This window comes from Campylobacter showae (assembly GCF_004803815.1).
Lineage (GTDB): Bacteria > Campylobacterota > Campylobacteria > Campylobacterales > Campylobacteraceae > Campylobacter_A > Campylobacter_A showae.
Window position 1 is genome coordinate 1,906,692 of the sequence record NZ_CP012544.1, and the last position, 16,375, is coordinate 1,923,066.

14 protein-coding genes are annotated in these 16,375 nt (G+C 48.9%); 4 read left to right on the plus strand and 10 right to left on the minus strand.

Going from position 1 to position 16,375, the window contains the following annotated elements:
- Window positions 1–137: 137 nt before the first annotated feature.
- The 4 genes from CSHOW_RS09305 to CSHOW_RS09320 all read left to right on the plus strand — a co-directional run bounded on the left by CSHOW_RS09305 (window position 138) and on the right by CSHOW_RS09320 (window position 4,498).
- Complete coding sequence (locus tag CSHOW_RS09305) at window positions 138–1,310, plus strand: cation:proton antiporter (protein WP_004321464.1); 1,173 nt, start codon at window positions 138–140, stop codon at window positions 1,308–1,310.
- Window positions 1,307–2,581 (plus strand): citrate synthase, encoded by a 1,275-nt coding sequence (locus CSHOW_RS09310; protein ID WP_004321465.1) that lies wholly within the window; start codon window positions 1,307–1,309, stop codon window positions 2,579–2,581. The genes CSHOW_RS09305 and CSHOW_RS09310 overlap by 4 nt, the downstream gene beginning before the upstream one ends.
- A gap of 344 nt (window positions 2,582–2,925) precedes the next feature.
- Window positions 2,926–3,798, plus strand: coding sequence for a 3'(2'),5'-bisphosphate nucleotidase CysQ family protein (locus tag CSHOW_RS09315; RefSeq protein WP_004321466.1), 873 nt, complete (start codon window positions 2,926–2,928; stop codon window positions 3,796–3,798).
- Window positions 3,799–3,967: 169 nt separating this feature from the next.
- Entirely contained in the window at window positions 3,968–4,498 is a 531-nt protein-coding gene (locus tag CSHOW_RS09320; RefSeq protein WP_004321467.1) for a hypothetical protein, read from the plus strand.
- A gap of 167 nt (window positions 4,499–4,665) precedes the next feature.
- Here the strand turns inward: CSHOW_RS09320 and tsaD are convergent, their stop codons facing one another.
- From tsaD to CSHOW_RS09370, 10 genes are all read right to left on the minus strand, one after another.
- A complete protein-coding gene (tsaD, locus tag CSHOW_RS09325) occupies window positions 4,666–5,664 on the minus strand; it encodes a tRNA (adenosine(37)-N6)-threonylcarbamoyltransferase complex transferase subunit TsaD (protein ID WP_039895312.1) in 999 nt (332 codons plus the stop codon).
- Between the two features lie 605 nt (window positions 5,665–6,269).
- Entirely contained in the window at window positions 6,270–7,073 is an 804-nt protein-coding gene (locus tag CSHOW_RS09330) for a toxin-antitoxin system YwqK family antitoxin (protein ID WP_004321472.1), read from the minus strand.
- 467 nt (window positions 7,074–7,540) lie between these two features.
- The gene (creD, locus tag CSHOW_RS09335; RefSeq protein ID WP_004321475.1) at window positions 7,541–8,869 is read right to left on the minus strand and encodes a cell envelope integrity protein CreD; all 1,329 of its coding nucleotides are present in this window, start codon (window positions 8,867–8,869) and stop codon (window positions 7,541–7,543) included.
- A gap of 98 nt (window positions 8,870–8,967) precedes the next feature.
- Window positions 8,968–9,315 (minus strand): hypothetical protein, encoded by a 348-nt coding sequence (locus CSHOW_RS09340; protein WP_004321477.1) that lies wholly within the window; start codon window positions 9,313–9,315, stop codon window positions 8,968–8,970.
- A gap of 41 nt (window positions 9,316–9,356) precedes the next feature.
- Window positions 9,357–10,397, minus strand: a complete 1,041-nt coding sequence (locus CSHOW_RS09345; RefSeq protein ID WP_004321478.1) for a DKNYY domain-containing protein — start codon at window positions 10,395–10,397, stop codon at window positions 9,357–9,359.
- A 182-nt stretch (window positions 10,398–10,579) separates the two neighbouring features.
- Window positions 10,580–11,821: a uracil-xanthine permease family protein gene (locus tag CSHOW_RS09350; RefSeq protein WP_004321480.1), complete on the minus strand. Its 1,242-nt coding sequence runs from the start codon at window positions 11,819–11,821 to the stop codon at window positions 10,580–10,582.
- Between the two features lie 657 nt (window positions 11,822–12,478).
- Window positions 12,479–13,582: a 1-deoxy-D-xylulose-5-phosphate reductoisomerase gene (dxr, locus tag CSHOW_RS09355; RefSeq protein WP_039895304.1), complete on the minus strand. Its 1,104-nt coding sequence runs from the start codon at window positions 13,580–13,582 to the stop codon at window positions 12,479–12,481.
- Window positions 13,576–14,307 carry a phosphatidate cytidylyltransferase gene (locus tag CSHOW_RS09360; protein ID WP_004321501.1) on the minus strand — a complete coding sequence of 244 codons (732 nt, stop codon included), beginning with the start codon at window positions 14,305–14,307 and terminating at the stop codon, window positions 13,576–13,578. Before CSHOW_RS09360 ends, dxr begins: the two co-directional genes overlap by 7 nt.
- Before the next feature lie 332 nt (window positions 14,308–14,639).
- Window positions 14,640–15,002 carry a hypothetical protein gene (locus tag CSHOW_RS09365; protein WP_004321505.1) on the minus strand — a complete coding sequence of 121 codons (363 nt, stop codon included), beginning with the start codon at window positions 15,000–15,002 and terminating at the stop codon, window positions 14,640–14,642.
- Window positions 15,003–15,016: 14 nt separating this feature from the next.
- Window positions 15,017–16,336 (minus strand): NFACT RNA binding domain-containing protein, encoded by a 1,320-nt coding sequence (locus CSHOW_RS09370; protein WP_004321506.1) that lies wholly within the window; start codon window positions 16,334–16,336, stop codon window positions 15,017–15,019.
- Between the last annotated feature and the right edge of the window lie 39 nt (window positions 16,337–16,375).

A 16,375-nucleotide genomic window follows, 5' to 3' on the forward strand; every position in this document is an offset into this window, starting at 1 on the left:
AAGATAAGGCATATAGCCTATCGAGTCAAATTTTAACGAAATCCGCAAAAAGCGCTCGCGAGACAAGCCCCAGAGAGTCAAATTTATCAAAGAATAAAAAACCTTAGGTTATAATCCCCCATTTACAAAGGACTTTCTTGCAGGCAAACGGGCTAAATATTCTCATCGCGCTAGCTTTTATCATCTTTACGTCGCCGTATTTTTCTAAAATTTTACGCATCCCTATCGCGCCGGTGGAGATTATTTTGGGTTCGGTAGCCGGGTATTTGGGCTTTATCGGGCACAACGAGATGTTTAAAATCGTGAGCGAAGTCGGCTTTTTCTACCTCATGTTTTTAGCGGGCACGGAGGTCGATCTCAAGCTATTTTTCACGATAGATAAAAAGATCCTAAAAACGGGCGTCGTCTATCTGGCGATACTCTACCTACTCTCGGCGCTGCTGACGTTTTCGTTTGATCTAAACCGCCTTTTTATCCTCATCATGCCACTGATGGCCGTGGGTATGATATTTACGCTGTTTAAGGAGTACGGCAAAAACGAGGCGTGGCTAAATATCGGCATGCTCATCGGCTCGATCGGCGAGGTCGTGAGCATCACGCTACTAACCTTCGTCGGCGCGTATATGAAATTTGGCGCGGGTAGCGAGCTGGCGTTTTCGATCATATATTTGAGCGGATTTTTAGCCACGGCGGTGATCGGGTACAAGACGCTAAACGTGCTGTTTTGGTGGTATCCGCAGCTACGCATCATCTTAATGCCCCACTACGACAACTCCGAAAAAGACATCCGCCTGTGTATGGCGCTGTTTTTTGGCATCATCGCGCTTATGCTTTATTTAAATTTAGAGATAGCTTTCGGCGCGTTTGTGGCGGGGACCTTTATCGCGACATTTTTCGATCACAAAAAAGACCTTCCGCACAAGCTTGCTAGCTTTGGCTTTGGCTTTTTGGTGCCGACATTTTTCGTGCATATCGGCTCGACGTTTAAGCTTAACGCCTTTATGATAGACGGAGTCGTGCGCGACGCGGCGCTGATAACTGGCGTCATGATAGGCTTTAGGCTAGCGGCTAGCACGGTGTTTTTAAACATCCTAGGGCTAAAAAATACCGTCCTTTTTGCGCTATCACACTCGATGCCGCTAACGCTTCTTATCGCGGTTGCTACCATAGCCTACAAATCAGGTGGTATAAATGAAAATTTTTACTTCTCTTTCATACTAGCGAGCCTAACTCAGGCTATAATAGTAACGATTTGTATCAAAATTCTAATGAGCTACGAAAATAAAAATTTGCAAAAGGAGCCAAAATGAGCGATACGGTTACGTTAACAGACAACAGAAACGGCAAAAGCTACGACTTTCCGATACTGCACGGTACGATGGGGCCCGACGTCATCGATATCTCGACCTTTTTTAGCGATACGGGGATGTTTACGTTTGACCGCGGATATACCTCGACGGCGATGTGCCGCTCTAGCATCACTTATATCGACGGGCTAAAAGGCGAGCTGATGTACCGCGGCTACGATATCGCGTATCTAGCGGAAAACAAAACCTTCATCGACGTGGCGTATCTGCTGCTAAATAAAGAGCTACCGAACAAAAAGCAATACGACGAATTTAAACTCGAGCTCAAAAAGCGCAGTTTCATCCACGAGGGCATGATGAAGCTCTTTGACGCCTTTCCGGATAAGGCGCACCCGATGGCGATCCTGCAGGCGGCAGTAGCGGCGCTCTCGGCCTTTTACTCCGATCACCTAAATATGGACAAGCCGGAGGAGTACCACGAGATGGCGATGCGAATAATCGCCAAAATCCCGACCATCGCGGCGTTTTCTTATAGATTTTCGCGCGGATTGCCGATCATTTATCCAAATTTAGACCGCGGCTTTACGGAAAATTTCCTATACATGATGAGGAGCTACCCGTACGAGCACGTAAATTTGCGCCAGATCGAGGTCAAGGCGCTTGATACAGTCTTTATGCTGCACGCCGATCACGAGCAAAACGCCTCCACGACGACCGTACGCACGGTAGGCTCGACGCACGCGCACCCGTACGCGTGTATCGCCGCAGGTATCGGAGCGCTATGGGGCTGGGCTCACGGTGGCGCAAACGAAGGCGTCATCCGCCAGCTAGAGCAGATCGGCTCGGTCGAAAACGTCGACAAATACATCGCCCGCGCCAAAGACAAAAACGATCCGTTTAGGCTGATGGGCTTTGGTCACCGCGTGTATAAAAACTTCGATCCGCGCGCGAAGGTACTAAAATCTATGTGCGACCAGCTGTTTGACGAGATCGGCATAAACACCGAGCTTCTAAAAATTGCCAAAAAGATCGAGGAGATTGCGCTAAACGACGAATATTTCATCTCGCGCAACCTCTACCCGAACGTCGATTTTTACTCGGGACTGATTTTAAAAGCTCTTAGCATACCAAACGATATGTTTGCGGTTATTTTCGTCATCGGCAGGATCCCGGGCTGGATCAGCCAGTGGATAGAGCTAAAAGAACAGGAGAGTATCAAGATAGTCCGTCCAAGACAACTGTACGTTGGAGAGACGAACAGGACGCCGAAGTGACGCGTCGTCTTTTGCGCGCCTTTAAATGAGCTAGAAAATTTTGAGCTGCGACAGACTATTTGTCTAGTCTTGCTCAAAATTTCCGTCGCAACATTTAAATTCATCGCAAAATACTGTCGCTTATCAATTTGCGTTCAAATTTGAGCTCAAATTTATAAATTTAACTCCATCAAAATTTACGAAACTCGCGACGCTTTGTACGCAGGACAAAGCAGTGTCGCCACCTCTCACGTCGCAGGGGTTGGGGGATTGTTAAGGGGGAAGGGAGCGACTTCGTAATTCAAGCCCCTTCCCCCTTAACAAGAAAAATCAAAATATTAAAAATACAGCAAAAAGAAACCAAAATGCAAAATTTAAACGAATTATTAAACCTAGCCAGGCTTGCAGCCATCAAAGCAGGCGACGAGATAATGAAATTTTACGCCCACAAGGGCTTTGACGACGAGATTTTAGCGGCTCGTTCGACCTTGAGCGAAAGCGTATGCAGCCAAAACCGCCGAGATTTCGAGGTAAATTTAAAAACCGATCATTCGCCCGTGACCTCAGCCGACCTTGCTGCAAACGCCGCGATATTTGAAACGCTAAAAAGCTCACAGATCCAAATTTGCTCGGAGGAAAAGATTTTAGGCGAGTCCGCGCGGACGTTTTGGCTCATCGATCCGCTAGACGGCACGAAGGATTTTATCGAGGGTAGCGGCGAGTTTTGCGTCTGTATCGCGCTCATAGAGGACGGTCGCCCGGTTCTTGGCGTTATCTACGTGCCCGTTACCGGCGAAATTTATAGCGCGGCAAAGGGCGAGCCAACGCAAAACGAGCTTTACGAAAACGGCTCATTTATACCGCAAACTCTAGCCGCAAGCAAATGCGCGCCGCAAACGATAATCAGCGGCAAACGCGGCAAAAACGTAACGGCCGGCAAGCTTGCGACCGCTCTAAATTTTGACATCGCGCGGCTAAGCTCGGCGATCAAATACTGCCGCATCGCCGAAAACCTTGCGGGCGCTTACATGCGCTACTCGCCAAGCTCTATCTGGGACAACGCCGCTGGTGAGATGATCGCTGCGGGAGCGGGAGCAAAGATGATCGATCTAGCGACGCTAAAAGCGCCGATCTATGACGCAACATTGCTAAAAAATAACGAATTTATCGTCATCTCAAAGGATTTTTTAGACCGCGAGGATGAAATTTTACGAGCGATAAAGCAGATAAATTTATAAACCAAAAGGCGACCCGCTGCATTTCAAATTTAAACGGCTCAAGTAAATACATTATAGCAACGCCGAATTTAAGACCTGCTAGACGAGAGTCGATAAATTTCATTTAAAATTTAGCTAAAATCGTAGTCAAATTTCAAGCCCTAAGTCGCCAAATGTTTAAAGGAAACAATTGTTAAAAATCATAAAATCAGTTCTTAGCGTCATTTTCCAGGCTAGAATTTTATTTATCCTTTTTTACTTTTGCGCCTTCGTTACTTTTGCGCCCATGGCGTCTATCTTGGGCGCGGAGATGAGCCAAATGACGCTTTCTACGCTATTTAACCCGCTCACGATACTATCTTGCGCATTGCTTGCCGTTTATATCGGCTTTAGGGTCGCAGCATATAAAAATCACGGCATAGATTGCAAAATGGACGCCGTATTTTTCTTCGCTTTGAGCTGGATATTTTTTATGCTGTTTTGCTTGGCGACGCTTCTTGCGACTATTTTATTTTTGGAGGATTTTAGAGGCTTGCCGTCGCGAGAATTTTGCTCGTTACTTTTGGTGATGGCGATTTTTGCGGCATGGCGCACGCTTAAGAGCTCAGAATACAAATTAAGCGTATTTTACGAGCGAAAAGCCGGCGCAAAAACAAGCATAGTCAAAATCTTAATTTATTCAGTCTTAGCGTTTGCGGCGATTGTCGCGGTATTTTTTTAGCGAAACGATTTTAGATTCTATAAATTTGGCGCTTTTAACTCATCGCGCCAAATTTAGATTTGCCGTGCTTTATACTCGCCTGCTCGCAACAGCGCCACAAAAAGCTAAATTTGGGGTAATAATCGCCAAATTTGAGCTAAAAAGCAAATTTCAGCCAAAAGCCAAATCTAAATCCTCGTTAGCTCGCTTCTAGGGCTCGCCTGCAAATCAAGCCCCGCAAACTCGCCGCGCAGGTACTTTTCGCGTCCCGCGCGCGCGATCATAGCGGCGTTATCGGAGCAAAACTCTAGCGGCGCGCAGATGAGCTCGCAGCCGTATTTATCGCATAGAGCCTTTAGGCTGGAGCGCAAATTTAGGTTCGCGCTCGCCCCGCCCACGACGCCGAAACGCTCAAATTTACGCTGGGCAAATACCTTTTCCAGCTTGTTTAAGATATGCTTGCAAGCCGTATTTTCAAAGGCAAAGCAGATATCGGCGATCTCCTGCGCGCCCAGATTTCCGCTTTCGGCGAGCTTTTCGGTTTCGACGCGGACCTGATTTTTTAGCCCCGAGAAGCTATACGCCGTGCGCGCATCGCCCAGCAGCGGCACGGTAAATTTAAACCTCTCGCACCCGCTCTTTGCCGCCTTTTCGACCGCTACGCCGCCCGGATACCCCAGTCCCAGCATCTTTGCGACCTTGTCAAAGCTCTCGCCAAAGCTATCGTCCATCGTGGCAGCCAGCACGCTCACGGCCCCCTCCGCGCCGATATCTAGCACCATCGTGTGCCCGCCGCTAACTAGTAGCACGCCCGCAGGCAGCCGCGCCTCCTGCGATAAAAATAGCGAATACACGTGCCCCGCGAGGTGATTTACCGCGATAAGCGGCACGCGCAGCGACGAGGCGAGCGCCTTTGCCATCGCGACGCCACCAACTAGACTCACGGATAGCCCCGGCTCGTTCGTGACGGCAACGGCTTTTACGCGGGGTAGCTCGGGCTTGATTTGCTCTAAAATTTTAGGTAGCGCAGCCGTATGCAAGCGCGCAGCTAGCTCCGGTACCACTCCGCCGAATGCGCAGTGTTCGGCGTCTTGCGAGATTTTTTTGTGAAATTTTAACTCCAGCGTTTCTATGTCGAGCAGTGCCGCCGAGCTGTCGTCGCAGCTGCTTTCTATACCTAAAATCAGCCCGCCCGCACTGCCATGTTGTAATTTTTCGCTCATTTTTTAAATTTTCCTTTTTTAGCGCATTTTACCGCTTTTTGCTTTCGCGGTTATAAATTCGGCCGGCTTCCTGGCAAAGGCGGTAAAATACGCGTGCCAATCGCTTGCCGTAAATTTGCAACGAAACCGAATTTGACCCACCGAGACCTGCACCTTTAAGGTGCTAAATTTGGTTTTGTCAAATTTGTTATTGTAGGTTAGGTTCTTTGCGTAAAAAACAACCGTTTGAGGTTGTTTTTTACTTTGTTGTAAAGGGGGTGGGGGCTTGAATTACGAAGTCGCTCCCCACCCCCTTTAATCCCCCTCCCCCTACGACGCTTTTAAGGTGGCGACACAGCTTTGCTGACGCAAAGCGTCGCAAATTTGAATTTATCAATTTTGGGGTACGGGTCTCGGTGAGTGAAATTTGTAAATTTGACTTCAAATTTGAGCGTAAAGCGATAAGGCGAAGTATTTTGAGATGGATTTGAATGTTGTGCAGAAATTTTAAGTCAAGGCTAGACAAGTAGTCTGCCGCAGACTTAAAATTTCAAACTCATTCAAAGACGCTCAAAAGACAAGCCTAAACCTCAAAATTTCTCCTCTCTTATTATCTTCCCCCTCTCATCATACTCCCGCTCGGTCCTATTTTCGTAGTCGTTAACCGACTTTAGTCGGCCGTCTGGATAAAACGTCTTTACCCAGATAAATACCGTGTCCTTTTGGTAGCTCGTGTTTTCGATCGCGCCGTTTTCGTCGTAGTTTTCGTAGTAGTCCTCTTTAGGCCCTGAGCGCACCGTGATAAAGTGTTTTTGGCGGGGTTTGCCGTCGCTAGAGTAGGAGAAGTTATTATTGTCCGAAAAGATACCCAACATCACGTCGAATTTATTGCTCGATTTGTATAGCCCAGCGACGTTGCCTTCATCAAAGGCCTCTTTGACTTCGACGTTTATGTCGTCCCACAAGCACAGCTGCAACGTGCCGCTATGCATGCCGTCCGCATGATAAAAATCTATCTCGATCCAGCGCTCTTGGCCGCTTTTGATAAATTTGACGATCTGCTTTTGCGGGTGATGCAGGGGCGGCTTGATGTAGCCGTATAGCCTGCCGTAAAATAGCGTCTCGCCCTCTGGCGTATAGATGCGCTCATAGACGTTGTTTAGCTCTAGGCGGCTTTCCGGATCGTACTCGCCCGTCCTTTCTACGTCGTAGCTAAACCTCATCTCCAGCTCGCCCGTTTGCTTGCCTTTTAGCTTGGGACGCGGGGTAAATTTTAGCTCGCTCGGGGGTAAAATTTGAGCGTTTTGCTTCGCCGAGCTCGGTTTTTCGCCGCCAAATGCCTGCGACGAAGCGGCAAAGCTAAGCACCAAAAATAGCACGAGAAAATTTTTCATTTTTATCCTTTAAATTTGTGCGTTTTTAAAACGAGCGTGATTATAGCGTTAAATTTGGATAAATTTTTAAATTTCACTCGCCGAGACCCGCACCTTTAAGATGCTAAATTTGGGTTGATTAAATTTGGTGTTCTCTAAAAATTTTTAGTTTTTCTTTTTTCTTGGGAGGCGGAAGGGGTTTCTACTTACGAAGCGTCGCCCCTTCCGCCCCCAAACCCCCACCAACCCCACTGCACGTTCAAGGGTGCGATAGCGCTTACGCGCCGCACGTTTTTTAAATTTGCGTTTTTGCGGTGCGGGTTTCGGCGAGCCAAATTTGCAAATTTGAACATGAAACGACAAGGCGAAGTATTTTTGCGTTTAGACAAGGCGGAAACGACGGAGGCGAGGGAGCGGACTAGTCGTCCGTGACCGAAGCCGACCGAGTTTCCAACGACGTATAAACCAAAAAGACAAGCCGCAAAAAGCTAAATTTTCAGCCCGTTTTCGTACCAGTCTATCTTTCTAGTTAGATACATAACAAGCGCTATCACCGCAAATATCATAACGCTGCCCATCAAAAGCGCGTAGTCTTCGGACTGCAAGATACCGTAGAGCAAGCAGTAGCTAACCCCGTGTACGAGCGCGATAAATACGCCCCATTTGCGCGCCCGAAAGATCGCCGAGCCGTAAAAAAGTATCGTCGCGCACACGGCTGCGGCCGCGATGAGATAGCTGGCTAGGAAGCTGATATGCTCGGAAAACGAGAGCACGAGCAGGTAAAACAGCACGTCGGCGGTTCCGATGAGCAGGTACTGGATCGGATGGATGCGGACGCGGCTGTAAATTTCGCACAAAAATATCGCCAAAAACGGCACCGCTAAAAACAAGATCGCGTAAGTCACGCAGCGCGCGATGAGCGAGTAGTTGTTTACGGGGCTGATGAAGCTAGCCTCGACGCCCTCAAATCCCATCTCGCGCCTGCCGTCCATGATCCACGCCTGCGGAACGCCGGTGCTAAGGCCCGAGATCTCCCACTGCGCGTTAAAGCCGCTGCTAGTAACTTCACGCGATTTAGGTAGCCAGCCACCGCTAAAAGACGGCGAGCTCCACGAGGATTTTACGTCAAATTTATTATCCTGCCCGACGGGAACGAAGCTCGCGCTCTGCCCGCCCTGCATAGATAGCGCGCCCGCTAGCTCAAACCCGCCGCTTGCTAAATTTGCAGGTAGTTTGTAGTGGACGCTTTGGGCAAAGGGCGAGTATTTAGGCGGCGCAAAAGACTGCGCGAGATCCTGCCCGTTTGCTTTTAGCGCGGGAAACGCGGTAAAGGTCTTTTTACTGCCCACGCCTAAAATCAGCGTCGCCTCGCCTAGCAAAACGTCGCTTTCCGCGATATTTAGCTGCTCGAAATTTAGCGGCGCAAATTTTGCTTTTAGCGCGACGTCGCCGTTAAAAACGGGCACGCTAAAGATACCGCGTTTTAGATACTGTGGATTTAGCTGGGTCGATAGCTCGTATGACTGCGGCACTATCATGATCTGCTCGGTTGTCTGAGATACCGCCGCTACGCCGTTTTCGTTGTAGATCGCCGCTTGCTTTTTATACGGCACCGAGATCAAAACGCCCTCGATCCTAAGCGGGCCGCCAACCGGCTGCATGATAGACTCCTCGGCGCTTTGCTTGACGTAGGCGCGGTCAGAGATCATCGAGCTGATGAAACCTAGCGGGATAAGCAGCAGCAAAAGCAGGACGAAAATGATGACGGGCTTCGTCCAAAATCCGCCCCTCACGCTATCCATGATTTTGTTTTCCATTGGATTTCCTTTTAATTTTTTTTCACTGCGATTTTAGCCTGAAATCGTAATAAATCGGTAAGAAAGGTTGTAAATTTAGAGCAAATTTGACGGCAAATTTAGCCGCGCCGCAAGCTGCGCTTTCTAAAGTAACTATAAATCCAAGCGCCAAGCAATAAAACCGCCCCGAGGCAATACATATAAAAAGCCGCGCCGTTTCCATACTCCACGTCCTGCGCGGTAAAGATCAGCTGCGACATTTCTGGGTTTCGCGCCGCCTCGTCCACGATCTGCGCCATCACCTCATCATCATGCACGTCTAGCGTGATCTTTCGCAGCTCGATAAAATTTGTCCGCTTATCCAGATGCCTGCCGCTACGACCCGTGACGTAAACGCTATGCGAGTAAAAATTTAGATAGTAAAATCCCGCGTCGTCCCTAAAAAGCTTTTCCGAGATCTGCCGCACGGTGCCTTTAAATGGATTGTCGCCCGCCCTTTTTAGCGCGCTTAGCTTACCGCCCTCCCCGCCAAATTTATAATAAACGTACCAAACCGACCTTCGGCGCCGCTGCCGCGCGGACGATTTAAAATTTTATCCTTGCTTAGATAAAATATACCGTTTTTGCTCGCAAACAGCATGTATTCTTGGTGGCCGGAGCGAAAATTTAGCGGCGTATAGGGCTCGTTTGCAGCCTCAAACCTCTCGCCGTCCATGAACACCGCGCCCGCGGCGGGATCGTAAAGAAACTCTATACCGGCGTTTGGCTCCACGAGATACATCTGCTCGCTAGGCGTGAAATTTAGCCTCTCGCCGCCCTTATAAACGCTGCGTCCGTCGCTCAGCCAATTATCGATCAGGCGAAAGTGCGCGGGCAGCTCGGGGCCGTCTTCGTATATGATTTTTCGCCTTATCTGCTTTAGATTTTTTGCGTCCGCGCCCGCTAAAATTTTACCCTCGTAAAATACCCGCTCGCCGTCGGTTGCGACATAAGGACTCTCGGTCAGTGGCGAGATGGGCGCGCTAGTATCCAGCCTAGCGTATGGATAGTTATACTCCTGCGGCCACTTTGAGAGCCCAAAGGCGTGGAAAAATACCTTGTAAATGTAGCTTATCGCGCCGCCCGTGCGCTGCGTGACGTCCGAGCAGAAGTAGCTCACGCGCCCGTCGCTGTAGTAGCGAGAGCCGATCTTTTGCGTGCGGGCGGGATCTAGCCCCGACATCTTGCGAGCGCCGCAAAATACGCTACTAGCGTCCATGCCGACGTTTGTGTAGGAGTATCTGCCGGTATCAAGCGCGCGAAAGCTCGCCGCGTCCGCACCGCCCTCTAGCTCGTAGGGAGCGAGATTCCAAGAGCGTAGGTAAATTTTGCCGCCGATATTGTAGTAACCCCCGATCTTTTGCGCGTCCGCGGGCAGCTCGCGCGAGCGGTCATACACCGATAGCTCATAGATGAAAACGAGCGAGACGAAGAGCGGCACGAAAAGTACCGCAAAGAGCAGCTTTAGCGCCTTTTTATCAAATTTACTTAAATTATTCGCCTTTTTCATAAGGCAATTATATATCTTGCTAGTTTAAAATGTTGGAAATTTAAAAGCGTTTGCAGGGAAATTTTAAAATTTAGGCTGCGGTAAATTTGACGCCCAAAAGCGGCGGGTAAATTTGACGGCAAGCCAAAGCTCAAATTTACCCGCATTTGCGCGAAACGACGCAAGCTTCGCGCAAATTTAACTTAGTATCCGTCAAAATGCTTGGTCTTCGGTAGCACCAAATTTAGCGTGATACCAATAATCGCGCCAAGTCCCACGCCGCTAAAACTCATCGCGCCAAAATCCAGCACCATGCCGCCGATCGCGCAGACGAAGATGAGCGCGACGATGATCATATTGCGCGGCTCGGCCAGATCCACGCCGTTTTTGATCAGAGTCTCCATGCCCACGCTCGCGATGATACCAAAAAGCAGCAACATGATGCCGCCGATGACGGGAGCGGGGATCGTGGAGAGCGCGGCGCCAAGCTTGCCCACGAAAGCTAGCAGTATCGCCGCAAGCGCGGCAAAGGTCATGATGGCGGGATTGTAGGCCTTGGTGATGCTGACCGCACCCGTAACCTCTGAGTAAGTGGTGTTCGGCGGTCCGCCAAAGCAGCCAGCTAACGACGTCGCGAGCCCATCGCCCAGCAGCGTGCTTTTAAGCCCCGGATTTTTTAGGAAATTTTCCTTCGTGACGTTGCTGATCGCAAGCATATCGCCGATGTGCTCGATCGCGGGCGCGATAGCGATAGGCACCATGTAGATCACGGCTTCGAGCTTAAAAACCGGCGCGGTGAAATTTGGCAGCGCAAACCACGGCGCGGACAAAATCGGCGTAAAATCCACGATCCCGACAAACAGCGACGCGCAATATCCCGCCGCGATGCCGCACAGGATCGGCACGAGGCGCAGCATACCGCGGCCAAACATCATCACGACGATAACCGCCGAGAGCGAGATAAGCGCGATAGTAAGCGACTGCCCCTGCGTATAGAGCGCCTCTTTGCCCTTGCCCATGACCATATTTACGGCCGCGGGCGAGAGGATGAGGCCGATCGTCATGATCACGGGGCCGACGACCACGGGCGGTAAAATTTTATGCAAAAACCCCTCGCCTTTAAGCCTAATGAGCAGGCTCAGAACCACGTAAAAAAGCCCCGCCGCGATCACCCCGCTCATCGTTGCGGCAATGCCCCACTCTTTCACGCCAAAGCTAAGCGGCGCGATGAACGCGAAACTGGACGCGAGAAAGATCGGCGGGACGTTTTTGCGCGTGATTAGCTGAAACAGCAGCGTGCCGATGCCCGCCGTAAACAGCGCCACGGACGTATCAAGCCCCGTTAATATCGGCACGAGTACTAGCGCGCCAAACGCGACAAATAGAAACTGTACGCCAACCAGAGCGTCTTTAAACCTTAGATTGTAGCCTTCGTATTTTTCCATATTTTCCTCTTTTTATTTTGCGACTTATTTTTTGACTCTTGAAATTTGCAGCATTTGTCTTGTTTTTGCGGCCAAATTTAAACTCGGCGCGATTTTAAAATTCGTGAAATTATAACATATCGGCGACGATTACGGCGACGAAAATGCGCCGTTTTAGGCAAATTTTTCGAGCAAATTTTAAATTTACGCGCCCAGATCCGCACCTTTAAGATGCCAAATTTAGCTTGGTTAAATTTAGCGTTGCAGATTGTGTTCTTTGAGTAAAAAAACAACCGTTTGAGGTTGTTTTTTTACTTTGTTGTAAAGGGGGTGGGGGCTTGAATGGCGAAGTCGCTCCCCACCCCCTTTAATCCCCCCCCCCTCCCCCTACGACACTTTTCTTCGTAGAGGCAACTTGTTGCCGTCTTGTAACGAGCGAAGTGAAGTTAAGGGTGGCGACATAGCTTCGCTGACGCAAAGCGTCGCGAGTTTTGTAAATTTTGATGGAGTTAAATTTATAAATTTGTAAATTTGACTTCAAATTTGAGCGTAAAGAGTCAAGGCGAAGTGTTTTTGTTCTAGGCGAGGCGGATTTAAATTTTACGACGGGAGCTATCTCGTCGGTAGTGACCTAGTAAAATTTAAATCCAACGAAGTATAGAGCAAAAAGACAAGCCGCTATTTAAGTAGCTTTTCCGCCCACGCTCTCACTTCTAAATCCACTTCAAATATCTTACCCTCGCTCTCAATCTTCTCGTTTTCAAACCTCTTTGCAGCGGCCAAAACCGTTCGCGAGATGTCCAAAAATCCGCACTCGCCGCGCAAAAATTTATACACGGCCACTTCGTTTGCTGCATTTATCGCAACGCCGAGATCTGGGTTTTGCAAAGCTTGATCTTTTAGCGAAAAGATAGGATATTTTTTCAAATTTATCTCGCCGAATTTTATGTTTTTTAGAGTTTTTAGATCCAAATTCGGCACGATTTGCACATCGGCGGCGTTCAAATTTAGCACTCCGTCCTCGCCCAAAATCGCGTGCGCGATAGCTAAAATCATATCGGTTTTGGATAGGTGCGCCGTAGTCGAGCCGTCTGCAAACTCCACCAGCGCGTGCACCGTGGACGTGCGCTCGATGAGTGCCTCGATATCCCGCACGCCGTAGAGCCAAAAAGCCTCCAGCACCTCAAAAAGCTTGTTCGCCATCGTTGCGCTGTCGATCGTGATTTTTGCGCCCATGCTCCAGTTGGGATGCTTTAGCGCGTCTGCGGCGCGAGCGTCTTTTAGGGCTTTTAGCGGGGTTTTGTAAAAGGCGCCGCCCGAGGCCGTGATGACCAGCCTAGCGACCGGGGTTTTGTTCGCGAGCAAGAATTTAAGCCCGAAATGCTCGCTATCTATCGGATTTATCGCGCCCCTGTCTAAAAATTTGCCGCCCGCGACGAGGCTTTCTTTATTAGCAAGCGCCAGCTTTTTGCCCAGCTTTTGCGCGGTTAGGCTCGGAGCAAGCCCCGCAAAGCCCACTAGAGAGTTTACGACGCGCTCGCTCTCGCACTCTTTTAGCATATCGCAGATGCCCTGCGCGCCGGCAAAAACGTGTTTGTGTTTTACCAATTTAGCAAATTTTGGTTCGGCGATACAGACGAATTTGGGCTTAAATTCGGCGATTTGCTCGTTTAAAAGCTCGTAGTTTGACGCGCAACTCAGCGCCTCGACGCTAAGGCCGAATTTGCGGGCTAGATTTAGGGTGTTCGTCCCGATCGAGCCCGTCGAGCCCAGCACTACCACGATAGCGTCCAGAGCATCGCCGCGACGCCAAACAGATAGCCGTCGACGCGGTCAAGCATCCCGCCGTGGCCCGGCAGTAGCGTGCCACTATCTTTGACGCCCGCTCGGCGTTTTAAGTAGCTCTCGAAAAGATCGCCCCAAACGCCGAAAGTCGCAACCAAAAACGCCGTAATGAGGCTATGCCAAAAGCTATCGGTTAGCACCCAGCCAAAGCCCGCGCCAAAGACCGTAGCCACGGCGATACCGCCAGCCACACCCTCCCAAGTTTTGTTCGGCGAAGTCTCGCTAAAGGCGTGTTTGCCGCAAAATTTGCCGACGAAAAACGCCCCGCTATCGCACGCCACGACCGTTAAAATCAGCCACGCCAAGTAGCCCACGCCGTACTGCGAATAAAGCATCCAGATGAGAAAAATCGGTGTCATCGGATACAAAAACGGTAGCGCGGGCGTTAGATTTTCGCTCTTAAAATGCGCGAGAAAACTAACCACGAGCAAGACCGCTAAAATAGCGATAAATACGGGGTTTGAAAAGGGCGTGAGTAGGTAAAAAATAACCGCTATGAGAGCAAGAGAGCCGCCTTGCAGGCCGTAGAGCTTTTGCGCTTCGCCAAAGGCCGTGTAAAGCACAAAGCCTAATATGGCGAAATTTAACAGATAACTATCGACGAAAAAGATGAGCAAAACCGCCGCAAATAGCGCGACGCCGGTGATTATACGCGTTTTCATGATTTTTCCTTTTTTGAGTAACGATTGTATAAAATTTTCGCTTAAAAGCGCCGAAATTTGAGGCGAATTTGCGCTTGCTCGCTCGCTTTAGACGGCGGTTAAATTTGATAATTTATTTTTGCTTGAAACGGGCGGTAAATTTGACAGATTTGGGTTAAATTTTACCGAGCGAGGCTTGTAGCTTTAGTGCAAATTTGACGATCTGTGATGAAATTTACTCTCGCTAAAAACAGCTGCTTAAATTTAGCGAATAAAAGCTCAAATTTGATCTAAATCGAGCCAAATTTGACCGCCGCGCAGCAAAAAGCCCAGCCAAATTTGAACGAGAAAGCTTAAATTTTAAGATCAAGATGCTGAAATACGGGCGACGCCTGCGGGAAATCGTTAGCCGCGACGTGCTCCTCGGAGTTTTCTTCGTCCTCGTTCTCGGAGTCTGCGTTTTCGCCGTTTTGCTCCGAGGCGAGCTTGCCCTGCTCCTGCCTGCCTTTTTGCTTTTCGTGCTCGTTTTGGGGGTCGATTTTGTAGGTTTCCTCGGTCGGTCGCACCTCGGAGACCTCTTGTTTCTCGTCGCTTGCCAGCGATGCGGCGGCGATATTTTGCAGGTCAAATCTATTTTGGACGTCGGCGACCTTGTTTGAGACCATATTTACGTTTTGATTGATAAAAATCGTGTTGCCAAGGGGTGTTACAGCCATTTTCGCCTCCTGTTTTAGTCATGCTTTGTTACTAATATCGTCTTAAAATTAATATAGTTTACATTTGCGCCGCTCGTAATTTTGACGTTGTTACGTTTGGTAAAATCAACCTCGTACGTCCCGCCACCTTTGACGCTAAAATTTACGCAAATTTTCGCCGCAAATCTCAAAATTTCCTCGCTCGGAGCGCTTTTTGCGGTTTTGATTATGACGTGTGCGGACGGCAGGTCTTTTAGGTGCATCCAGACGTCGTCTTTTTTCGAGTTTTTTAGCAGCCAGACGTTGCCTTTTTCGTTGCGCCCGATGCTGATTTTATAGCCCTCGACATAAAAATCCTCGACATTTTGATTTTGCTCTTTTTGCTTTGCGGCGCGAGCTTTTTTAGGCGCTAGGATTTCTAGCTCTTCGACGCTTTTTGCTTCATTTACGAGCGTTTGTAAATTTGATAAAAACTCCAGCTTTTCGGTCAAATTTTGCCGCTCTATAACCAGCCCGGCCGCCTTTTGCTTTAGCCTTTTTGCTTTGGCAAACATCGCGTTTGCGGCGATTTTTGGGCTATCATCTAGCACTAGCCGCACCTCGCCTCGCTCGAAATCATTTAGCGTTACCTCGCGCTCGTAGTCCCTTAACGCGTGTAAATTTGAGAGGATCAGCCCTGCGTTTTTGCTTAAAATTTCGCTTTGCGCATTTAGATCCGCTTCGTTTTCAAGACCTGACAAAATCTCGCTTAAATTTTGCATTTTGCGCTCTATCGCGGCCGATTTTACGGTGCGCAGATTTTCTAGCTTTGCGTTATTTACGCGCTTAAATTCCTCGCTAAAATACCGCGCAAAATCGGTTATCGGCGGCGTTTGGCGCTCTTTTATCGTTGCAGGCGGTAGCTCGAGTAGTTCGCGCCCCGGTTTTATCACGCGAAAATTATTATCTATATGGCGCAAAGCCTCGACGATGACGCCTTTTTCATCCGTGATGATCGCGTTGGTAAATCGCCCCGTAAACTCCAAAAACAGGCTCGAGGCAAGGCTCTTATACGAGCCTTGAAATTCGCACTCCAGCTTTAAAATTCTATTTCCTTCGGGTACGCTCAAATTTAAAATTTTCGCCCCCCAGAACCTCTTTTTAAGCGCGACGTCAAAGGGCGCTTTGTACTCTTTTACGTTTAAAAAATCTGGATTTGCGTAGATCGCGGAGTCAGACTTGCTAAGATCAAAAAATAGCCCGAGCTCGCCGTCAAATTCTATAAATATAGCCATATCGCCCGAGCGTCTGATTGCGGTTATTTTTTTAAATTTGCCTAGAAAAGATTGTATTTGTTTTAAATTTGCGTATTTCATAGCCGAAATTATAGCCTAAAATCGGGCCGAATTTTAAGC